This window comes from Rummeliibacillus sp. GQ308, from assembly GCF_059759115.1.
The window spans coordinates 180,437-202,484 of the sequence record NZ_JCAXDQ010000002.1 but is presented as its reverse complement, the minus strand read 5'-3'; the positions used below and the strand labels follow the sequence as shown (position 1 = coordinate 202,484).

Here is a 22,048-nt window from a genome sequence, read left to right as displayed (position 1 = left end):
AAAATAATCATCCCTGTTGTCAATTTATCATAACCAGTGCATTCAGACAACCGCGTCTAGGTTAATATAGCATTTATTGGATTTATTCAACTATAATTCGTCATCATAACCCTAATCCCTAGTGTGCATTTTCATTTTGCTCTTTATTTTTATTTCCTTCTGTAGGTATAGGTACTTCGACTGAAGGGGATGTGCTGCCGTCTTTTGAATAGACATTCGGAACACCACCTTTAATTAAAGTGGCTGCTACCGGATTTGTCTGCTCGACGATGGCTGATTTGCTGGCAAATGGTACAATGATTTGGACATTGACTTTCGTTTTAACACTGAGTTCTACGTATGCATTATTTATACCAAATTCTTTAATATTTCTTTCTACATCTACATTTACATGGCCGACTATATGAAAACGAATCGGAATTTTTGGACCTAAGTTGCCAAGCATTGGCATGCCTGTGGCTAACCCAAGGGGTACATAAAAAATAATTCCTCCATCTTTTTGCATGGCATCCACATCATATTCAATATTGTCAGCTTTCGGCAAATGATCTAAATTTCCACTTTCCGCTTCTTCTAAATAAGACTGCACTAATTTATATTTTTCGGAAATGATTCGGTTGATAGCTGCAGTATCTAATTTTGTATCTGTCATGCTTGAATCTCCATTACTATCAGGATCGACCTTTTCGATAATATCATAATTATTTTGTTCACCATCTTTATCGGCATAAATAGCTTGGCTAATTACATAAGACGCAATGCTATTGGTTTCAGCTTCCGCGTATTGTAAAAAGATAGGCATCAGGCGAACATTTATTATATAAAAGAAAAGAAGCACACAGCCTACAATGCTTCCCAGCACTACGGGCAAAAAGCGAGACCGTTTTACCACAAATAATTTCTTTCTTTTCTTCATTAAGCGCAAAAAGATACCTCCTAATCACTTATATGACTAGAAGGCATTTATTATTCAATATCAGGGACAAATGCATCGTCTATCGATTCGACAAATACTTCTGGACAGTCTGCGAGCAACAGCTCATAAGTTGCCTTCACCATCCTGCCGCTTTCTTCAAAAATCCGCAGCCATGGACGTTCTGGATTGTCCTTATATTGCTTGCAGACAATGCCTCTTCTGCCGTCTGACAAAAGTAGAACTGTGCCGTTTGGATAATAGGAGACCGACCGCCGAAAAGCCTCGACCACCTGTTCATCATACAATGTGCCACTGCCTTTTTTAATAATCTCTACACCATGCGATGGCATCATCTTTTCTCGATAAACCCGGTTGGAGGTCACTGCATCAAAGACATCTGCTACAGCTATTATTTTTGCGTAGGGATGGATTTCAAAATTTAATAGGCCACGAGGATAGCCACTACCATCCAATCTCTCGTGATGCTGAAATGCACAATGCGCTGATAATAGGGAAATCGTATGTAAGTTTCGAAGCAAGTCAAACCCAAATTGGGCATGCTGCTTCATTGTTTCATATTCTTGATCTGACAGCCTGTCCGGTTTTGAAAGTATGGCCTGTGGAATCATCATCTTTCCAACGTCATGCAAAATGGCCCCAATGCCAATTTGGCGTAATTCTGTTGCACTGTAATTCATCTCTTTTGCAATAGCGATTGAATAGATCGCAACTTGCATAGAGTGCTGATAAATATAATGATCATAGAGGAAAGCATCACTTAATACAGTAAGAACCTCGCGGCTTTTCATGATATTATCAAGCAAATCATCAATAATGCCCACAAAGTGCTTCGATTCCTGATCTAAGCAATAGGTCATTTCCTTCCCTTTTACATTTTTCAATTTATTAAATGAGGAGGAGATTTGGGTGACTGCTTTTAAACGCATATCAATAGGAATAGCTTCTTCTATTTCAATATTGGAGGAAATCTCATCATCAATATAGACATAGTGAATATTCAACTGTTGCAGCCGCTTAATCATAGGTTCAGAAACCTTTGCTCCTTTTTGCAATAGTGGTCTATTCGCCTCATTCCAAATTGTTCTGCCAATAATCATACCTGCTTTTAAAACTGTAGTTGTTATCAACCGCATGGCTTTTTCCCCATTCTTTCAAAGTCAATCTAATTAAAATAATACTTATTTGACTACTTTTTTTCCATATAAAATCAGAATATCACGTAAGAATTGTGGTAACAAGTATGTTTTAGGCAACTTTTTGAACTCTGGAAAGAAAAATCCAAATGTAAACATATCCAACGTTGCCAGCTTGTATACCTTATGATCAGCGGCTTTTTCTCCATTTATATATAATTGGCCATTTTGCAGGGAACATCCGTATGTTAACATTTTGCCAAGAACTACTCCTCGAAACCCTAGGCCTTTTAACTCATTATAGGGCCATTGGATAGATTGATCTATCAGCTCTAAGGATTGTTTTAATTCATTCCCGCTAATTTCAATCACACAAGCGTTGATGGGATGTGGCAAACATTGATGTACTTCAAATGCAGTTACCTCACCCTTAGGCAAATCACGTAGAAAAATCCCAGCGTTAAACAAAGCACAATCTGCTTGTGAGAATTCTAATAAAGCTTCTGCAAAATAACGGGATAGCGCAGAATGATGGAACCATTCCTTGTTTAAATATTTTTCTGCTATAAAGACAGGATAATTCAACAAGCTCTTTCCTTCTTCTATCAGCTTTGTATTAAATGATTTCTCATCTTTTACAGCTGGCATCTCGGTTGTAGGCTGAAGTTCAGTTTCTTTTCTCTCCACTTTTTGATGGCTTTGATTATAAGTAATTACTGTATGACCTATATAAGTTCCATACTTTCCGCCGCCCGTTAACAATGTTTTGCCCACTACTTTTCCTTGTTGAAGAACATGGTGGGTGTGTGAGCCAAAAATAACATCGATTTTAGGGCATAGCACTGCAAGCTGTTCATCCATATGAATGCCTAAGTGAGACATGCAAAGAACGAGATCCACTTCTGAATGAATCGCCTCAACCGTATCTTGCATGGATTTCAATGGCTCATCTATTGACCATCCAAGCGGCTCATAATACGTTTTAAATTCAGCTGTAGCAGCTACTACTCCTATTTTTGTACCCTGTGCTGTTTGATAGATGGTATATGGCTTTGCCCAGCTAGGTGTCTGACCATCAAGTTTCAAATTGCCCACAATAACATCGAATTGAGCATTTTTATATAAACTATTTAATCCATCCTTTGAGAGAGTTATGCCTTCATTATTTCCAATTGTTACTGCATCATAATGAGCATTATTCAACAGTTTGACATTCCCTTGGCCCAGTGTAGCTTCAGTATAAATATGCGAACGATCAATAAAATCGCCGATATCTAAGATAAAGCAGCTCTCCCCTTTTTCCTCATGTAGCTTCTTTTGTTTTGTTAAAAATTCTTCCGTTCTTGGCCAATAATCCAGATGGCTATGCACATCATTTGTATGGTATATATGAATAGTCTCTAACATGCAAGCACCTCTCTAATTCCCGACAATTCCTTCATAAATTGAATGAACTCCGAGAAGTAATAATATAATTCTTAATAATACAACAAGCATTTTTGAATTAATTTTTTTATTTAATGTTGCTCCTATTTTCGCCCCTATATAGGCACCCGGAACGACTGGCAGCACGTAAAGCCAAGGTACATGACCAAGGTAAATATGGCTGGCAGAGTTAATGATTGATGAAAGAAATACCATAAACATGGAAGTCGCAATCGCAACATGTGGCGGGAACAAAAATAAAATAATCATTGCTGGAACAATCATCGAACCGCCTCCGATGCCAAATAGCCCAGAAGCAAAGCCAATAAGAAACGTTAAGGAAACAGCAAACCATAATGGATAGCCATACTCATAGCTTTTACCATCAACCTCATCTACAAAAATCCGCTTCTCGCCATGTTGTACAAACCATTGAACAGGCTTCATATAGTCTCGAAAAAGAAGAATGGCTGCTAAAACAATTAACAATATACCAAAGTATAAATTAAAAGACGGCAGATTGATTCCTTTATTGACATACGCACCTAGTATAGTACCGGGCGCACTTCCTATAAAAAATATTAACCCACTTTTATAATCCACCGTTTTTGATTTCATATACGACAAAGTAGAAGATAATCCAGTCGCAATCATCATTACCACAGAAAGACCAACCACTTTTTGCGGTGTCAAATCGGAAAGCATTCCAGTTGCGGAACTGATGAATAAGGCAGCTGGCACCAAAATAGCACCACCGCCAAGTCCTACAAGCGCACCAATGATTCCTGAACAAACACCAATGACTGCCAATAATACATATGCCATTCGTTACTCTCCTTCAAAAAGATCCAATTGTTTTGGAGATAGATCTTCAAATTCGATGCCTAGCATCTCTTTTAATGTATGCGCATTTTTCGCTGCATGATGGCCTGAGTTGTTATTAAATAATACATACACTTCTATGCATTGCTGCTGCAAATCTTCCACAGCTTCTTTCAATTGAAGCAATTCCTCTTGATTGTAATCATAAAGAAAGCGCACTTTTCTCCACTGCTCACTATTGCCAGGATTTCTCCAGCCATAAATGTTCCTGCCGTGTATGCGCAGCAATACCTTATCGGCTGTTGCGACAGGAACGAGAGGAACAGAGCCTACGCCTGCTTGCGGCTCATCACACACTGTATGGCAAAGATGTTCCTGTTTTAAAAATTGAAGCGTATTATCCCGCCATTTTTCGCTATACCATGTCTGATTTCGAAATTCGATGGCTATGGGAAAGTCCTTCAGCTGCTGTTTCACATAGCGGATATAGTCAACATTGCTCTTTTTACAATCAAACCATGGTGGAAATTGAACTAAAACTAGCGCCAATTTTCCTGCCTCTTGAAAGGTTTGCGCTGCCTCTTTAAAAGCACTGAACATCTCTTCCTTGCTTTCAAAAGGTATGTCGTCACGCAAATGCCCCGTCATCCCTTGATATGCCTTCACCACAAATTGAAAATGCTCCGGTGTCTCCGCAATCCATTTTTCGATATTATGTTTAGAAGGAATCGCATAAAAAGAAGTGTCTAATTCAACAATGGGAAAATGGCTGCTATAATCATATAATTTATCCTTGGAAGAACCTTTAGAACGATACAAACTTGGGTGATCTCCCCAACCAGTTAAACCAATTTTAATCATATTTCCCCTCCTAAACTTTCTTTATCTATCATATCATAGGGCTGTTTACGAATTATATTAATTCAACCAGTAACCCCAATTTCTCTTCGAAGTAATCTAGCATACTCCATCTTGCTCCTCACCTCTTCGTAGTTTTTAAGAATTTACCCTTTTCTCCAAAGTGATAAAATGATCAGCATTAAATAACTTCAATTTTGTTTACATTTTATTATTTAAGGTATGTAAGAAGTAGAGGTTTACCGTCCGAAAAAAATAAGAGGAGCGATTCATCTAATGAACAATTGGTACACAGCACTAAAAGATTATTTTCCTGAAAGTGAATTAAAGTCGAAAGAACACTTTGATAAGCTTTTAGCTGATAAAGGAAAGTTTTACAAAGTTGAAGAAGGTCCTAATTTCGTTCTCGTATACTTTGAAAAAGAGGATTTCGTATTTGTCGATTTCATCTTGGTATACAGTGGAGGTAGAAGCAAGGGAACCGGAAGTAAGGTATTAAATCACCTAAAGCAGAAAAAGAAATCTATTATCCTCGAAGTAGAACCAGTTTCAGCCGACTCCCCCGATACTAGGAAACGTGTCCGCTTTTACGAGAAATCTGGATTTAGAAGAATGAATGATGTTGAATATACACGGATCCATCCAGTCACAAAAGAGGTAATTGATTTGGACCTATTCTACTGGTCTCCAACAATAAAATCACCGCGTTGGGCTATCGACACAATGGAAACTGTTTACAAAGAGATTCATAGCTATGATTCTGAGGAAATATACGATGCACCCCCTCAAGCTGTTGAAGATATTCTTTCATTAAAAGAAGATAACTATCGCCAAGCGAAATAACATATTTCATATTTAAAAGAAATAGATTCACCTAGCAAAGGAATAACTTTTAATGAAGTAGAGCAGCCCTAGAAATTAATTCCAATTATAAAATTTTCGTCTTAATTTTTTTAAAAAAGTGTTTTAAAGATTTCGGGAGTAAAAAATTCGACTTGTGCGATATACACTGAGTCCGAGGTGGAAGAAAAACATTTCAGTCACTGCAGGATGGAATTGAAATCTAAAAATTATTATAAAAAGAACACCTTGCATGCTGTTAAAAACTAGGTGTTCTTTTTGATTCTATTTTATTTTTAATAGATAGTCCCGAATTCTATTTTATCATTATGATTTTTAAATAGTTCTCCAATTGTCATTCCGTCGACTTGTGCTATTTTAATAAATTTATTGATATCATGTGTGTAATCACATAATTCTTCTGAATCTAATATTAATGATCGACCGTCCTGAAAGTTTGGAATAAAGTATTCTTTATTTTTATAAGTAAATTCAATTTCATGTCCAATTTCTAGGAGTTGCATAAGTGTTTCGAATGTAGCGTTTTCTAAATCGTATTTTTGTTCTTCTTTCATTTGATCGCCTCCTAATAGCCTGAATGTATTCCATTTTGTTTTAGGTTTTGACCTAGGCTTTAGAGTAGTAGGTTTAGGTTTGAATTAACCACCTAGCCTTTATATTTGCTTTTCAAAAGCAAAGTGAGATGTATTACGTAAAATAATAAAAAATAAACTAAGTGCTAACATAATACCTATACTTGAAAAAATTAAAGCCACTGCCTGTACTGACCACCATTCGGCAAACAAGCCTATACAAAAGGTAAATGTGATCTGAAGTATACTTTGGCCAAGGCTTAACGTGCTGCTAAATCGGCCCATCAGATTTGTCGGTATTGTTTTTTGAAAGAATGTATCATACCCTGTATTGCTGAATGCCATACAAAAGCCAAGTAGCATAAGGCTAATCACAGCAAAACGGATGGAGTGTGACGCGTAAAAAGAAAAATAACTAAAAAGAGTCAGGGTCAGACCGCAACCAATATACAAGCTGTATGAAAAGCGTTTTGTAGCAGCTGCTGCCATCACTCCTCCTAAAATAGCTCCGACGCCCGCCATCGTTACTGTGATGCCATACAGGCTATCAGATGCTAACAAGTACTGTTTAATAAATGTTATTTCCTGCGAATCTAGAGCGAAAGCTATCATCAATGGAAGAGAATAAAATATAAAAAGTAGAAGATAGGGCAACTTTTCTTTACAATATTTCCATACGTGCTTAAAATCTTCCCATATCAAATGCACTGTTATTCTTTCGTATTTTTCATCTGTCACTAGCTCATTGTTAGGTAATAAAAAGATAAGCCATGCACAAGCAAAAAATGATAAGCCATTTACCCACATGGCAACTGATGTATTTGTCGCACCTATGATGATACCTGCGAGCGCTGGTCCCAGCATAAATGAGCCAGAACCGATAGTACTATTAATCGCATTGAAGCGTTGTTTATCCTTGTCGTTAACCAATTTCGCAATTAGGAATGTGCTGCTAGGGGCAAAAAAACAACTTGCAATATTAGCAATCCCTATGAACAGATAGATCAACCAAACGGATTGTGCAAAAGGCATTAGACAAACAATGATACCTCGCACAATATCACTCCAGGTGATGATACGTCTTTTATTATGACGGTCAATAAATGTCCCAGCGAAAAAATTACACAAGATACGAGCTACAGGACCTACAATAAAGAGCCCAGACACAGCTGCTGGTGAATGAGTTAGATGCCATACTGATAAGTTTAAAGCAATTAAATAAATCCAGTTGCCTAAATTAGAAATCCCAAATCCGGTTAAGAGTAGTAAATAGTTTCTGTTTAACGCCATTGCCTCTCCCCCTTAATGACTCAATAAACTTCGAGACTTTTCACTTGCTTTAAAAGCTCTACGATAACAAGCACTTGCAGGTTTATAGGCTTGCAGACGCTCATAAAATGTTGCCCAAAGGGGGACATAAAACAATATTAGCTCTAAATGATTCTGTTCATCAAAATAAATGAAGGCACGTCGTTCGATATCTTGCAGTTGTTCCAAAGTATGATCTTCTGGATTCAATGCCATAGATAATAGCTCCCATTGATAGAGATGATGGCCAATTGAAAAACGATCTAAAGGATAGCAATCAAATAGCGAGCTAAGCTTCTCAAAATCGTTAGCTCTATAACTCACTCGCATCCAATTAATAACGGTATGTAAATCTTCTAGATAGTCATTGGCTTTCTGGTAATGTTGCTGGGCACGCTCATAATCTCCCTGACTTTCAAAACTAAATGCAATGTTATTCATTAATGAGCTGTATTGTCGTGCTGTTTGAATTTCTTGTACATGGCTCAACAAATTCATACCAGCCTCAAATTCTCTCATTGCTTCGCCATATCGGCCAAGTGCATTCAAGATTACACCTTTCATGGAATACAGCTTTAATTGAAAGAGTGGCTTGTAAAAATGAGTAAATGATTGATTTGCTCTTTCAATATACGTTAAAGCTTGTTGAAAGGCATAAGCTCGGTGTGCGGCGAATGCTAAATGGTAATCATAATTAGCCAATTCAAATTGGTTTGTGGTAAGCAATAAATGACGTAAATGCAGCTTATCTTCTCGTTCTAAAATCGCGGTATAGTTCATAGTCGATAAATAAAAGTATGTAGAAGTTCCAATATACATTTGGGTTTCCCTATCCTGTTGCCAGGAAATAAATGTTTCGATCTTTTGCAATTGGTCCTCCGCTTCTTTTAAATAATCTATTGAAAGGAGATAACGAATATAGACAAGTTTAGCGCGTAATTGCAACGTTCGATGCAATTCATTCGACTGCCAGGATACTAAGTCATTCAACTCTTGATCGTTTAATGTTTGATTTGAAAGAAGCTGTTCATAAAAATTATCTAGTTGCATATTCACCTGTTTTACTTGTTTTTGCTCTGTTATAAAATCAATGCCAAGACGCTCAAATAACATAGTATAAACATTCTCGTCAGCCATCACAACTTCATTTTCTATTCGGCTCAAATAAGAAGCTGTACAAATACCAATTGCTAAATCATCTTGCTTTAGTCCTTGCATTTGCCTGTGATATTTAATGAGTTTCCCCCAATATTTCTCTTTCTCCATTCGTTGTCACCCCTTATAATATAGTGTAACAAAAAGAGATGTTTTTAAATATTGTGTAAATGAAGATTACAATCGATACTTAAGAATAAAAGCTGGGCCCACTTACACAATCGTAATAGAAAATAAAAAAGACCACATATTGGTGTGATCCCTGATCGTTTAATATTCTGTAAGGCTTTGATCCTCCCAAAAGAACTCGCCTGTTTTTTTAATCACATTTTCTATAAAAGAAACAAATGATTCTTCTGTTTCTTCTGGCAGGATATGGCCCACATAGATTGCACCTTGTGAAGAATAATTCGTAACTAATGCGTCACTTATCATAATATAGCCTACATCCGGATACTCCCCAATAGGATAATCCTTAGTAGGTTCAAGATCTTCTTCTTTAAAATCCTTTTGTACAATCAAAAAATTTGTGCGGATTTCATCTAAACTAAAAAAAGTATAACTAGTAAGGTAAGAACTAAACAATGTCATGCCATTATGAAGTAGTAAAAAATCTCGATAGTCAATAGGCATTGTAATACCCAATTCCTTTTCTACTAAATTAATCTCATCTTCTGTTGCAGCCTCATTAAATGTACATACCTCACGCAGAATTTCTTTGTCATCTATGTCCAATATTCCAGTAGGTTCAAGTCTTGTAAAATTCTCGTCTAACTGACTTTTTAGTTCATCTAAAACGTCTTTAATTTTGGTAATGTTAAACCCTCCTTTTCTTTTAAATGTTGGTAATGCAAGTGTCTTATCTGTAGTTGAACTTTATATTATAGCAAACGACTCATAAGTACAATTTTACGTTTTGCATGGAACATTCTACAATGAAAAGAAAAGACCATTTGAAAGGAAGAGAAAAATGATCAGAGAAGCCACTGAAAAAGATTTAGTCGACATTTTGCATATTTATAATGACGCCATACTCCATACAACAGCTGTTTACTCCTATACCCCCCAAACACTTGAAAGCAGGGAAGCTTGGTTTGAACAAAAGAGAGCAGAAGGTTATCCAATAGTCGTATGTGAAGAAGACGATAAAGTAGTTGGTTTTGCGACATTCGGCCCTTTTAGAGCCTGGCCCGCCTATAAATATTCTATTGAACATTCTGTTTATGTAGATACACAGTACAGGAAAAAAGGAATTGGATCCTCTTTATTAAATAAAATTATTGCAATTGCTAAGAAACGGGAGTATATGACCCTCATCGCTGGTATTGATGCAACGAATGAAAAAAGTATTGCAATGCATAAAAACTTTGGCTTTGTATATTCAGGCACCATACAAAAAGCAGGATATAAATTCAATAAGTGGCTTGATTTAGCCTTTTATCAATTAGAACTGAATGGACCCAGCAATCCTACAGAGAAATAAAACCGAATTTGTATTAAAAAAGGAGACGAACTATCATGGTTCATCTCCTTGTTGAAATTCAAATCTTCCGATGCTCCAGATTCACATTCTATTTAATCATTAGATAAATTTCAGGCCAGCTTCACGTGCTGCCTCAAAACTTCTTTTAGCAAACTCAAATGGATCCATTTCAACGTTTTCCCAATGCATATACATTAACCTTGGCTCTTCAAACAGCCAATGGTTATGAAATGCAGTTACTTTCAGCCCTCTTTTTCGTAATGCATCAAGCATCGGATTAACTTCTCTTTCAAGAAGTACACTTTCACCTAGATTAAGACCATTTTTTTCAAAGGATAACATAAATGGCAATGCTAATGGTGAAAGAGTGCGACGACCTAATATCGTTGCCCGAATATCTCGAAGACGCATAACTACACAAGGGTTTGATTGTACGACTTCACCACCGATAATATCTGCTAGTTTTTGGCAAGTAGACAAATTCAGCCCTTCTTTCTATCTTGTCTACTACAGCATATGAAGCTTGTTTAAGTTTTGCATAGGCAACGCTACTATAGATATTAATAAGTTCGGTTTTTAGGTGAAATACTCTCTAAAATAAAAGAAGAATCCGTATAAAAATATACAGATTCAATGATGTTCTTCATGTGTTTGGTGGTATATCGCAAAAAAGGAGACGAACTTTTATAGTTCGTCTCCTTTAGTATTGGCTAATATAAATTAACCGATAGAACCTTCCATTTCGAATTTGATTAGACGGTTCATTTCAACCGCATATTCCATCGGAAGTTCTTTTGTGAATGGTTCGATGAAGCCCATTACGATCATTTCTGTTGCTTCTTGTTCAGAAACACCACGGCTCATCAAGTAGAATAATTGTTCTTCTGATACTTTTGATACTTTCGCTTCGTGTTCTAGAGCGATTTGATCATTCATCACTTCATTGTAAGGAATTGTATCTGAAGTTGATTCGTTGTCCATAATCAATGTATCACATTCGATATTGGCACGAGCATTTGTTGCGCGTTTACCGAATTTTACTTGTCCACGGTATGTTACGTTACCACCGTGTTTTGAGATGGATTTAGAAACAATTGTTGATGATGTGTTTGGTGCTAAGTGAATCATTTTAGCGCCTGTATCTTGGTTTTGGCCGCGTCCAGCAATCGCAATAGATAAAGTCATACCACGTGCGCCTTCGCCTTTTAGGATACATGCTGGGTATTTCATTGTAAGTTTAGAACCGATATTACCATCGATCCATTCCATTGTTGCATTTTCTTCACATGTTGCACGTTTTGTTACCAAGTTGTACACGTTGTTTGCCCAGTTTTGGATTGTTGTATAACGGCAGTATGCATCTTTTTTGATGAAGATTTCTACAACCGCACTGTGCAATGAACTTGTTGTATAAACAGGTGCTGTACATCCTTCTACATAGTGCACGCTTGCGCCTTCATCCACGATGATTAAAGTACGCTCGAATTGACCCATGTTTTCAGAGTTGATACGGAAATAAGCTTGAAGTGGTGTTTCAAGTTCAACGCCTTTTGGTACATAGATGAATGAACCACCTGACCATACAGCTGAATTCAATGCTGCAAACTTGTTGTCATTTGGCGGGATTGCTTTACCGAAGTATTCTTTGAAAAGATCTTCGTTTTCACGAAGAGCTGAGTCTGTATCTTTGAAGACAACGCCTAGATTTTCAAGCTCTTCTTTCATGTTGTGGTATACCACTTCTGATTCGTATTGTGCAGATACACCGGCAAGGTATTTTTGCTCTGCTTCAGGGATACCTAGTTTATCAAATGTTGCTTTGATTTCAGCAGGTACTTCATCCCATGATTTCTGAGTTGCTTCAGATGGTTTTACGTAGTACGTAATTTCATCGAAGTTTAAACCGGATAAGTCGCCGCCCCATTGAGGCATTGGTTTTGAATAGAAAATGTCTAATGATTTCAAGCGGAAGTCAAGCATCCACTCTGGCTCATCTTTCATTTTTGAGATCTCTTTTACGATTTCAGGAGTTAGCCCACGTTCTGTACGGAAAATGGATACGTCTTTGTCATGGAAGCCGTACTCGTAATCGCCAATTTCAGGCATTTGTTTAGCCATTATTTCTCCTCCTCTTATTATCCCTAACTTGCACTGCAAGTTACTTTTAGATGTAGTGTAAATGTTCCGCTTCAGACGACGCTTTCCACGGGCTTGACTTCAATCTCCTCGTCACTACGTTCCTGCGGGGCTTTCAGTTCAAGCCTTTTCCGTTGGAGTCGTCATCTTCCGCTTCCCAAATGGAATTATGATTCTAATTCTTTAATACCCTTTTCCATCGCTTTCCAAGAAAGTGTTGCGCATTTGATTCGAGCTGGGAATTGAGAGACACCGGATAGTGCTTCTACATCGCCAAGGTCCAATGATTCGTCATGCTCATGGCCAAGCATCATTTCAGAGAAGACATGTGCTAGTTCTACTGCTTCTTCCGTTGTTTTCCCGATGATAGTTTGTGTCATCATGGAAGCGGAAGACATTGAAATTGAACAGCCTTCTCCGTCAAATTTCGCATCTTTTACGATGTTATCTTCAACTTGTAGTGACAAATGGATACGGTCACCACATGTAGGGTTATTCATATCGATAGAAATGTTTGAGTCATCGATCACGCCTTTGTTGCGTGGCTTTTTATAGTGATCCATAATGACAGAACGATAAAGTTGATCAAGTTTATTCATTGACATCAGCAAAATACTCCTTTGCATTACGCAACCCTTCAACAAGTCGGTCAATATCCTCTTCATTATTATAAATATAGAAGCTTGCACGGGCTGTTGCTGCACAGGAGAGCCATCTCATCAATGGTTGTGCACAGTGATGGCCAGCACGTACTGCAATGCCTTCCATATCTAGCGCTGTCGCTAAATCATGCGGGTGTACGCCTTCTAGGTTGAATGTTATCAGCCCTGAACGTTTTGCAGGATCTGTTGGACCATAAATTGAAATGCCCTCAATCTTTGCCATTTGTTCAAATGCATATTGAGTTAATCTACGTTCATGTTCCACGATTCTGTCCATGCCGATTTCTTCAAGGAAATCAATCGCAGCACCAAGTCCAATCGCACCGGCGATGTTTGGTGTGCCGCCTTCAAATTTCCAAGGAAGGTCTGCCCATGTAGATTCATACAAATCAACTGTGCTGATCATTTCGCCCCCGAAGGATATTGGTGTCATGTTTTCTAGGTGCTCTTTTTTACCATATAATACACCAATACCAGTTGGGCCGCACATTTTATGGCCGGAGAATGCTAGAAAATCACAATCTAAGTCTTGTACATCTGTTTTAAAATGAGGTACACCTTGTGCCCCGTCTACCACCATAACTGCGCCATGTGAATGAGCAACAGCTGTGATTTCTTTGATCGGGTTGATTGTGCCCAGTACATTAGATGCTGAAGACATCGCAACGATTTTAGTACGATCTGTAATTGCTTCTTTGACTGTATCCATTGAGATGGTACCATCAGGATTCAACTCGACGTATTTAAGTGTTGCATTTTTTTCTTTAGCAAGCTGTTGCCAAGGAATCAAGTTGGAGTGGTGCTCCATATAGGTGATGACAATTTCATCGCCCTCACCTACATTTTCGCGGCCATAACTTGCTGCAATCATATTTAAGCTTTCAGTAGTACCACGCGTAAAGATGATTTCTTCCGTTGACTTAGCATTGATAAATTTGCGGACTTTCTCGCGCGCTCCTTCATAGGAGTCTGTTGCACGATTGCCCAATGTATGAACGCCACGGTGGACGTTTGAGTTTTCGTATTCATAGTAGCGCTTCACAGCCTCAAGCACTTGAATAGGCTTTTGAGTTGTAGCAGCACTATCTAAATAGACTAGAGGATGACCATTTACTTCTTGGTTTAATACTGGAAAATAGCTTCGAATATCTTCATTAATCATTAGCGAACTTTCCTTTCAATGACCTCCGTCAATTGTTTTTTAACGCCTTCGATTGGCAATTTGTTAACGACAGGGGCTAAGAATCCATGAATTACTAAACGTTCTGCTTCTGTTTTTGAAATGCCTCGGCTCATTAGGTAGTACAACTGAACTGGGTCAACGCGGCCAACTGAAGCTGCATGTCCAGCAGTTACATCATCTTCCTCAATCAATAGGATTGGGTTAGCGTCGCCTCGAGCATCTTTGCTTAACATAAGAACGCGTGATTCTTGTTCTGCATCCGCTTTTGTTGCGCCATGCTCGATTTTGCCAATACCGTTGAAAATAGCGCGAGCCGCATCTTTCATTACAGCATGAGTCAAAATATAACCGTTAGATGCTTTACCCCAATGTCTTACTTCTGTAGTAAAGTTTTGGCTTTGTTCGCCGCGACCTACAACCACTGATTTAGCATCTGCATGTGAACCATCACCTTTTAGGTATGTGATGTTTTCAGAAATCGTATCGCTGTCATTCATCAAGCCAAGTGCCCAATCAATTGTCGCATCACGATGTAAAATGCCTCGGCGGTTCACGTAAGTTGTCAAACCTTTTGCAAGCACATCTACAGCGCCATACGTAACTTTTGCATTATCGTTTACGATTACTTCTGAGATAATGTTAGCTTGTCCTTTTGCTTCTTCCATAGTAGAAAGATAGTTTTCCACATAAGTGACAGAGCTGTTTGCTTCTGCTACAACCAATACATGGTTGAATAATGAAGCATCTTCATTGTCATGAAGGAAAATGGCTTGGATTGGTTCTTCTACTACCACATTCTTTGGTACATAGACAAACACACCACCATTAACTAAAGCTGCGTGCAAAGATGTCAGTTTGTGCTGATTCACTTCTACGCCTTCAGTCATGAAGTACTTTTGTACAAGCTCGCTATGTTCGCGTGCTGCTGTATGGATATCTGTAAGAATAACGCCTTGAGCTGCTAGATCTTCTGATAATTGCAAGAAAGCTGGCGTGTTATTGCGTTGAATATAAATGTTTTGTTGACCTTCAATGTCTACGATTGCCTTTACTTCTGCTGGCAAATCTTCCAAAGAAGCAAATGGAGCGCTCTCCACTAAAAGTGATGGGAATTCAGTGAAGTTCCATTTTTCGATATTTGTTTTATCTGGTTTTGCCATTGGCAAGTTCTCTACATCCGCTAGTGCACGTTCACGAAGCTCAGTCAACCAGCTAGGTTCGCTTTGGGCTTCAGAGAAAGAGCGTACATCTTCGGCGGTTACTGTTAATTTTGTTTCAACCGTCATGTTGGCTCATCCTCCCTCTTATGCTTCTTGTCCTGTAGTTTCTTCTTCGTCTTCGATTCCTAATTCTTGTTTAACCCAGTCATAGCCTTCAGCTTCTAGTCTTTGAGCTAACTCTTCGCCACCAGATTTAACTACGCGACCTTGCATCATTACGTGTACATGATCAGGTGTGATGTAGTTTAATAGGCGTTGATAGTGGGTAATCATTAAGCAACCGAAACCTTCGCCGCGCATTGCATTGATTCCTTTAGATACAACTTTTAATGCATCGATATCTAAACCAGAGTCGATTTCATCTAAGATACCAAATTTAGGTTTTAACATCATTAATTGAAGAATTTCATTACGTTTTTTCTCACCGCCAGAGAATCCTTCATTTAAGTAACGTTGGCCCATTTCTTCAGGCATTTCTAGGTAGTCCATTTTTTCATCTAATTCGCGGATGAATTTCATAAGTGAAATTTCGTTGCCTTCGCCGCGTTTTGCGTTGATTGCAGAACGCATAAAGTCTGCGTTAGTAACACCGCTGATTTCTGAAGGATATTGCATTGCTAGGAATAGACCTGCTTTTGCACGTTCGTCTACTTCCATAGCTAGTACATCTTCGCCATCTAAAGTAATAGAACCAGATGTTACTTCATATTTTGGATGGCCCATAATAGCAGAAGCTAATGTAGATTTACCTGTACCGTTTGGACCCATGATTGCATGTACTTCGTTTGTATTGAGTGATAAATTAACACCCTTTAAAATCTCTTTGCCTTCAATTTCGACGTGAAGATCTTTAATGACTAAAGTTGACATTGTATTACCCCCATTTATTTTCAATGAAATGTTTGCTATCATTTCTAATTTAATATCATTCTAATTTTATCTCAAAAAAAAGCCCTTTGCAAATCATTTGAAAATGTTTCTCATCCTAATCAAAGATAGTTGGTATACATTATTTCAAAACATTTTGGGCTCACTATCTATCAGCTTAAATGAAAATCAAATGATTTTCAATAGAAGGATTCTAATTGAGAATTGATTTCACTATGAAAACTGTGTTAACCCCTTTACCATTCTAGTTTCATCCACATCTCCTCTCCCATTCCGACACGCATTTCTTTTAAAAAAATCAAAATAAAATATTTCATTTTCATAGAATCTCCTCGCCCTATTCTACCCAGAATCCTCATTCACTATTAAGGCAATGAGTTCTTTTTTTATGGGGAGCTGGCTTTCCGTTTAAAAAAACATCCAAAACATATATAATTCAATTAGAATTAATCGAAAAATTAGATAGAAAGGAGAGAGTGTCGATTTGGAATTACGCCAATTACGATATTTTGTCGCTGTAGCAGAAAGAGAGCATATTTCGATTGCTGCTGAAAAACTGCAAGTGGCACAATCAGCAGTCAGCAGGCAAATCGCCAATTTAGAGGATGAACTAGGTGTTAAACTGTTTGAACGCATTGGTCGAAATGTGAAGCTTACGCCTATAGGCAAAGTATTTTATGAACACACACTGGAATCATTGAAAGCCATCGACTTTGCACAAAAACAGATTGAAGAATACTTGAACCCTGAAGAAGGAACGATTAAAATCGGCTTCCCTACAAGCCTGGCTAGTTTTTTGCTGCCCACCATCATATCAGCCTTCAAGAAAGAACATCCGACGGTTTCCTTTCAATTACGCCAAGGGTCTTATCGCTATCTGATCCAGGCTGTAAAGGATCGCGAATTAAACTTAGCTTTCTTAGGGCCTGTTCCAGCAAACGAAGAATTGATTGATACAAAAATACTTTTTACTGAAAACATCGCCGCTTTGGTCCCTGAAAACCATCACCTGGCAAATAAAAAGGAAATCCAATTGGCCGACCTTCATAAAGATCCTTTTGTTGTGTTTCCGAGAGATTACATACTACATCAGGTTGCTGTAGAAGCTTGCAAATCCGTCGGTTTTACACCACATATCACAACGATGGGTGAAGATTTAGATGCTTTAAAGGGCTTGGTTGCCGCAGGAATCGGCGTAAGCCTACTACCGGAAAGTGCATTTTACGATGCTACACCTCGTCGTACAGCTAAGTTGACGCTCACCAATCCGCCATTCACACGAAATGTTGGGGTTATCTATCCACGCAATCGTGACCTGGCCCCTTCTGAAAAAATCTTTTTAGACTTTGTATGCCAACTATTCTCACGGCTGTCGCAATTTAAATTATAAAAAAGGTGTAAGCATTAAATGCTTACACCTTTTTGTTTTATTTAGAAACCGGTACAACTGACCCTTTCCATTCTTTCGTAATGAAGTCTTGGATTTCTTTTGAATGCAGGGCATCTACTAGTTTTTTCACTGCTTTGTTATCTTTATTTTTCTTCTTCACTGCCACTACGTTTACATATGGTGAATCAGAGCTTTCAATAGCAATAGCGTCTTTTGTTGGGACTAAACCAGCATCAATAGCGAAATTAGAGTTGATGACAACCGCATCGCCTTCCCCGTTTTTGTACATTTGCACTAGCATTTCAGGTGCAGTGCCGCCATCGATTTTTAAGTGTTTCGGATTTTCATCAATATCTTTAATGACTGCTTTAGTAGGATCTACACCTTTTTTAAGCGTAATCAACTTGTTTGCTTGAAGCAATTGAAGTGTACGACCTTGGTCAGTCACAGAGTTGGAGATTAGAATAGTCGCTCCATCTGGCAACTTATCAAGTGATTTATATTTTTGTGAATAGACGCCGATTGGTTCGATGTGAATTTTGCCGGCAATCGCAAAATCATAGTTATTATCTTTCATTTGCTCTTCAAGATACGGAATGTGTTGGAAGTAGTTGGCATCAAGATCACCATTATCTAAATCTTTGTTTGGCAACACATAATCTTGATATTTTTCAATCTTCAAATCAATGCCTTCTTTTTTAAGAATTGGCTTCGCTTTTTCCAAAATGATGGCATGAGGCGTATTAGATGCACCCACTACCAATTCTTTGTCTGATCCTGCTTTGTCTTTGTTTCCGCATGCTGCTAGGCTAAGTGCCAACGATGCGGTAAGAATTCCTGCTACAAGTTTCTTCATTTTTCATAACTCCCTTTCGTTTTATGTGAACGTCTGAACGGTTCAACCAAATTATCGTTTATCAAGTCTTGCTGTAATAAAGTCACCCACTATTTGGATAACAAACACGATGATTAATATAAACACCGTGGCAACGAATACGACGTCTGTACGGCTACGTTGGAAGCCATCTAAAAAGGCTAAGTCGCCAAGGCCACCTGCTCCAATGATGCCCGCCATTGCTGTATAACCGACTAATGCTACAGCTGTCACTGTAATACCAGATATCAAAGCTGGCCATGATTCTGGGATTAAGACCTTCCAGATTAATGTACTTGTTTTAGCGCCCATAGATCGGACTGCCTCAATGACCCCTTTATCAATCTCCCGGAAAGAAATCAATACCAGTCTTGCATAGAATGGAGCAGCGCCGATAATTAATGCCGGCAATGCTGCATTCGCTCCCCGAAGCGTTCCCAATAGCATTTTAGTAAACGGGATAAGGAGGATCACCAGAATAATAAATGGAATAGAGCGGAAAATATTCACGACTGATCCTGTCAGCCAATTGACTAGCTTATTTGCCCATAATTGATTGGGACTGCTCAAAAATAGGATAATCCCTAATAGAAGCCCTATGACAAAGGTGAACACAGTTGAGACTACTGTCATATAAATAGTTTCCTGTGTTGCTTCCCACATTGCTAGCCAATCCACATTTGGAAATAACTTAGTTAGCATGTTGGATCACCTCCGATTTAACGTCTTCCCCATCTAAGTATTGAATGGCTTTATTTATATTTTCTTCATTGCCTGCAATGCGAACGATCAGTGTGCCGTATGGACCGCTTTTGGTAGCGGAAATATTTCCGTGCACAATATTTACATCCACATCGAATGTGCGAATCAAATGCGAAATCACTGGCTGCTCAGCTTTCTTGCCGACAAATGTCAGCTGAATTAATTGGCTGTTTGGATCATCCAACATTTGCGAAATCGATTCTTTATGTTCTGCTGATTCTGTTACCTGAGAAACGAATTTTTTTGTAATTTCTGCTTTTGGCGATTGGAACACCTCTAGAACATTGCCTTGCTCAACGATTTGCCCAGCCTCCATCACGGCCACTCGATGACAGATTTTGCGTATAACATGCATTTCGTGTGTGATAAGCACAACTGTAATGCCCAGCTTTTCATTAATGTCTAAAAGCAAATCTAGGATAGCATCTGTTGTTTCCGGATCGAGCGCTGAGGTTGCTTCGTCACAAAGCAACACTTCTGGATTATTGGCTAATGCCCTTGCAATTCCTACGCGCTGTTTTTGCCCACCTGACAATTGGGATGGATAGGCTTTCTCTCTTCCCTTTAAGCCAACCATTTCAACTAATTCGCTTACTCGCTTTTGGCGTGCCTCTTTTCCAACGCCCGCTATTTCAAGAGGAAAGGCGATATTTTCTTCCACAGTCCGCGACCATAGCAGGTTGAAATGCTGGAATATCATGCTGATCTTCTGTCTTGCCTGTCTCAGCTCTTTTCCCTTAATGGTGGATATATCGTACCCGCTCACTTGTACGGTGCCTGAAGTCGGTTTTTCCAACCCGTTTAACAAACGAATCATTGTACTCTTACCAGCACCGCTGTAACCGATAATTCCAAATATTTCACCTTTTCTGATCGTCAAATTGGCATCTTGGACAGCTGTAAGGGATCCACTTGCTGTTTTATATTTTTTTAGTACATTCTTTAAGAGAATCATAGCCAAACCCCTTTCATCAAAAAAAATAAGGCCTTTCTGTTAAAGATAAACAGAAAGGCCTTACGTATTGTATTTATACGAAAACCGTTCTCTCATCTTCCAAAGTTTACACTTTGCGTGAATTGGCACCATATCACAAACTGTGACGGTTGCCGGGCTTCATAGGGCACTTCCCTCCACCTCTCTTAATAAGAGCAACGCAATATTTAATTAGGTTATGCTAGTTACTTTACCATGCTGAATTTTGTTCGTCAATCCTTTTTTTGAAACTTTTCAAACAAATATGACACAGACTGAAAAGCGTATATTTTGTCATGCACTTCGCCATCTTCAGCGATTAACAGGCAAGGAACACTTTCCACCTGATATTCATATGCCAGTTCTTCGGCATAATTCAAATTGATTTTGCCCATTGGGATTTGTGGGAATGTTTGTTGGATGACCTCCATCATTTTAGAGGCAACCATGCATGTACCACACATGGGCGTATAGAGATAAAAAGCGCACAATTGGCCGCTTTTTTTCGTGTTTTCCCATTCTTCAATTGACCATTCTTGCATCGATTGGATCATCCCTATTCTATAAAATAAGCAGGGTCAATTTCGAAATCTGCTGCTAATAAGACCCTTGCCAAATATTTTCTTGGAGTCGTTTCTACCTGTCTATATAAGGAGAGTGTACGCAAATGATATGCCTCTGGATACTCTTTTTTCATCAGTGCCCGCAAGCGGTCGCCTGAGTAATCTTCATCGAATAATGTGTATAAATCATATTGTTCGTAAGGGGTTAGCAACTCTTCTAGCTTGCTTGCGCTAATCGTTCCATTGGTGCATATAATTGGAATGCTTTCTGTCAATAGAGGTGCTATTTGAAGCTTATCCTGCCTTCCCTCTACTATAAGCACTTTATCAGGCAATGCCCGCACCTCCTCATTGGATAGTCAGACGATACTCTCAGTTGATATAAAAAGCGCCAACACAGAATAGTGAGGCGCTTGAATAAGATTATTCTTCGATTAATTCGCCGTATTGTTCAGCAGATAATAGCGCATCGATTTGAGATGAATCTGAAGGTTCTACAACAACCATCCATGCTTTTTCATATGGTGATTCGTTAACGAATTCAGGGCTGTCTTCTAACTCTCCATTGATTTCAACTACTTTACCTGAGATTGGCGCGTATAATTCTGAAACTGTTTTAACAGATTCAACACTACCGAATGGTTCGTCTGCTACGATTTCGTCGCCTACTTCTGGAAGTTCTACGAATACGATATCGCCAAGTTCAGATTGTGCGAACTCTGTAATGCCGATGCGTACTTTACCGTCTTCTGTTTTCACCCATTCATGCTCTTCTGAATAACGCAAACTTGCTGGAATATTACTCATTTCTACCCCTCCAAATATGTATTTATATTCATATTA

The 22,048-nt window shown here is 38.5% G+C and carries 24 protein-coding genes and 1 riboswitch; of the genes, 3 read left to right on the top strand and 21 right to left on the bottom strand.

All coding sequences use genetic code 11. From position 1 onward, the window contains the following. Positions 1-118 precede the first annotated feature (118 nt). Genes yunB through AC6CHJ_RS12155 form a run of 5 tightly spaced genes read right to left on the bottom strand, consistent with a single transcriptional unit; the run spans position 119 to position 5,178 of the window. Positions 119-916, bottom strand: a complete 798-nt coding sequence (gene yunB / locus AC6CHJ_RS12175; protein ID WP_249776011.1) for a sporulation protein YunB — start codon at positions 914-916, stop codon at positions 119-121. A gap of 50 nt (positions 917-966) precedes the next feature. After that, positions 967-2,070, bottom strand: coding sequence for an HD-GYP domain-containing protein (locus AC6CHJ_RS12170; protein WP_498288748.1), 1,104 nt, complete (start codon positions 2,068-2,070; stop codon positions 967-969). A gap of 45 nt (positions 2,071-2,115) precedes the next feature. Next, the gene (locus AC6CHJ_RS12165) at positions 2,116-3,477 is read right to left on the bottom strand and encodes a bifunctional metallophosphatase/5'-nucleotidase (protein WP_498288746.1); all 1,362 of its coding nucleotides are present in this window, start codon (positions 3,475-3,477) and stop codon (positions 2,116-2,118) included. Positions 3,478-3,489: 12 nt separating this feature from the next. Further along, a complete protein-coding gene (locus tag AC6CHJ_RS12160) occupies positions 3,490-4,320 on the bottom strand; it encodes a sulfite exporter TauE/SafE family protein (protein ID WP_498288744.1) in 831 nt (276 codons plus the stop codon). A gap of 3 nt (positions 4,321-4,323) precedes the next feature. Beyond that, positions 4,324-5,178: a DUF72 domain-containing protein gene (locus AC6CHJ_RS12155; protein WP_498288742.1), complete on the bottom strand. Its 855-nt coding sequence runs from the start codon at positions 5,176-5,178 to the stop codon at positions 4,324-4,326. 273 nt (positions 5,179-5,451) lie between these two features. Between AC6CHJ_RS12155 and AC6CHJ_RS12150 the strand changes: the two genes are divergently transcribed. Continuing rightward, positions 5,452-6,018 carry a GNAT family N-acetyltransferase gene (locus AC6CHJ_RS12150; protein ID WP_392995763.1) on the top strand — a complete coding sequence of 189 codons (567 nt, stop codon included), beginning with the start codon at positions 5,452-5,454 and terminating at the stop codon, positions 6,016-6,018. 293 nt (positions 6,019-6,311) lie between these two features. Here the strand turns inward: AC6CHJ_RS12150 and AC6CHJ_RS12145 are convergent, their stop codons facing one another. The 4 genes from AC6CHJ_RS12145 to AC6CHJ_RS12130 form a co-directional block, all read right to left on the bottom strand. Then, positions 6,312-6,590 carry a hypothetical protein gene (locus tag AC6CHJ_RS12145; protein WP_392995765.1) on the bottom strand — a complete coding sequence of 93 codons (279 nt, stop codon included), beginning with the start codon at positions 6,588-6,590 and terminating at the stop codon, positions 6,312-6,314. Positions 6,591-6,689: 99 nt separating this feature from the next. After that, positions 6,690-7,898, bottom strand: a complete 1,209-nt coding sequence (locus AC6CHJ_RS12140) for an MFS transporter (RefSeq protein ID WP_498288740.1) — start codon at positions 7,896-7,898, stop codon at positions 6,690-6,692. 12 nt (positions 7,899-7,910) lie between these two features. Further along, positions 7,911-9,182 (bottom strand): helix-turn-helix domain-containing protein, encoded by a 1,272-nt coding sequence (locus tag AC6CHJ_RS12135; RefSeq protein WP_498288739.1) that lies wholly within the window; start codon positions 9,180-9,182, stop codon positions 7,911-7,913. Between the two features lie 159 nt (positions 9,183-9,341). Next, on the bottom strand, positions 9,342-9,806 hold the full coding sequence (locus tag AC6CHJ_RS12130) for an SMI1/KNR4 family protein (RefSeq protein WP_498288737.1): 465 nt from the start codon (positions 9,804-9,806) through the stop codon (positions 9,342-9,344). A gap of 235 nt (positions 9,807-10,041) precedes the next feature. Between AC6CHJ_RS12130 and AC6CHJ_RS12125 the strand changes: the two genes are divergently transcribed. Next, positions 10,042-10,554: a GNAT family N-acetyltransferase gene (locus AC6CHJ_RS12125; RefSeq protein WP_498288736.1), complete on the top strand. Its 513-nt coding sequence runs from the start codon at positions 10,042-10,044 to the stop codon at positions 10,552-10,554. A gap of 99 nt (positions 10,555-10,653) precedes the next feature. Here the strand turns inward: AC6CHJ_RS12125 and AC6CHJ_RS12120 are convergent, their stop codons facing one another. The 6 genes from AC6CHJ_RS12120 to sufC all read right to left on the bottom strand — a co-directional run bounded on the left by AC6CHJ_RS12120 (position 10,654) and on the right by sufC (position 16,625). Beyond that, a complete protein-coding gene (locus tag AC6CHJ_RS12120) occupies positions 10,654-11,034 on the bottom strand; it encodes a DUF1259 domain-containing protein (RefSeq protein ID WP_498288735.1) in 381 nt (126 codons plus the stop codon). Between the two features lie 240 nt (positions 11,035-11,274). Then, on the bottom strand, positions 11,275-12,672 hold the full coding sequence (sufB, locus tag AC6CHJ_RS12115) for a Fe-S cluster assembly protein SufB (RefSeq protein WP_147196391.1): 1,398 nt from the start codon (positions 12,670-12,672) through the stop codon (positions 11,275-11,277). Positions 12,673-12,857: 185 nt separating this feature from the next. Next, positions 12,858-13,295 (bottom strand): Fe-S cluster assembly sulfur transfer protein SufU, encoded by a 438-nt coding sequence (gene sufU, locus AC6CHJ_RS12110; protein ID WP_173668481.1) that lies wholly within the window; start codon positions 13,293-13,295, stop codon positions 12,858-12,860. Then, on the bottom strand, positions 13,282-14,514 hold the full coding sequence (locus AC6CHJ_RS12105; RefSeq protein ID WP_147196389.1) for an aminotransferase class V-fold PLP-dependent enzyme: 1,233 nt from the start codon (positions 14,512-14,514) through the stop codon (positions 13,282-13,284). Before AC6CHJ_RS12105 ends, sufU begins: the two co-directional genes overlap by 14 nt. Continuing rightward, on the bottom strand, positions 14,514-15,821 hold the full coding sequence (gene sufD, locus AC6CHJ_RS12100) for a Fe-S cluster assembly protein SufD (RefSeq protein ID WP_147196387.1): 1,308 nt from the start codon (positions 15,819-15,821) through the stop codon (positions 14,514-14,516). Before sufD ends, AC6CHJ_RS12105 begins: the two co-directional genes overlap by 1 nt. 18 nt (positions 15,822-15,839) lie before the next feature. Continuing rightward, positions 15,840-16,625 (bottom strand): Fe-S cluster assembly ATPase SufC, encoded by a 786-nt coding sequence (sufC, locus tag AC6CHJ_RS12095; protein ID WP_147196385.1) that lies wholly within the window; start codon positions 16,623-16,625, stop codon positions 15,840-15,842. 502 nt (positions 16,626-17,127) lie between these two features. On the opposite strand from sufC, the gene gltC reads away from it, so the two are divergent. Continuing rightward, entirely contained in the window at positions 17,128-18,033 is a 906-nt protein-coding gene (gltC, locus tag AC6CHJ_RS12090; protein WP_498288734.1) for a glutamate biosynthesis transcriptional regulator GltC, read from the top strand. Between the two features lie 37 nt (positions 18,034-18,070). Here the strand turns inward: gltC and AC6CHJ_RS12085 are convergent, their stop codons facing one another. The 6 genes from AC6CHJ_RS12085 to gcvH all read right to left on the bottom strand — a co-directional run bounded on the left by AC6CHJ_RS12085 (position 18,071) and on the right by gcvH (position 22,012). Then, positions 18,071-18,889, bottom strand: coding sequence for a MetQ/NlpA family ABC transporter substrate-binding protein (locus tag AC6CHJ_RS12085; protein ID WP_249774650.1), 819 nt, complete (start codon positions 18,887-18,889; stop codon positions 18,071-18,073). Positions 18,890-18,940: 51 nt separating this feature from the next. Continuing rightward, a complete protein-coding gene (locus AC6CHJ_RS12080; RefSeq protein ID WP_249774651.1) occupies positions 18,941-19,609 on the bottom strand; it encodes a methionine ABC transporter permease in 669 nt (222 codons plus the stop codon). Further along, positions 19,599-20,624 (bottom strand): methionine ABC transporter ATP-binding protein, encoded by a 1,026-nt coding sequence (locus tag AC6CHJ_RS12075; RefSeq protein WP_498288733.1) that lies wholly within the window; start codon positions 20,622-20,624, stop codon positions 19,599-19,601. The genes AC6CHJ_RS12080 and AC6CHJ_RS12075 overlap by 11 nt, the downstream gene beginning before the upstream one ends. Before the next feature lie 89 nt (positions 20,625-20,713). After that, a riboswitch (SAM riboswitch) is annotated at positions 20,714-20,819 on the bottom strand. A 56-nt stretch (positions 20,820-20,875) separates the two neighbouring features. Continuing rightward, entirely contained in the window at positions 20,876-21,184 is a 309-nt protein-coding gene (locus AC6CHJ_RS12070) for a thioredoxin family protein (RefSeq protein ID WP_147196375.1), read from the bottom strand. A 14-nt stretch (positions 21,185-21,198) separates the two neighbouring features. Further along, positions 21,199-21,540 carry a toprim domain-containing protein gene (locus tag AC6CHJ_RS12065; protein ID WP_066789282.1) on the bottom strand — a complete coding sequence of 114 codons (342 nt, stop codon included), beginning with the start codon at positions 21,538-21,540 and terminating at the stop codon, positions 21,199-21,201. Positions 21,541-21,628: 88 nt separating this feature from the next. Further along, entirely contained in the window at positions 21,629-22,012 is a 384-nt protein-coding gene (gene gcvH / locus AC6CHJ_RS12060) for a glycine cleavage system protein GcvH (RefSeq protein ID WP_066789285.1), read from the bottom strand. Between the last annotated feature and the right edge of the window lie 36 nt (positions 22,013-22,048).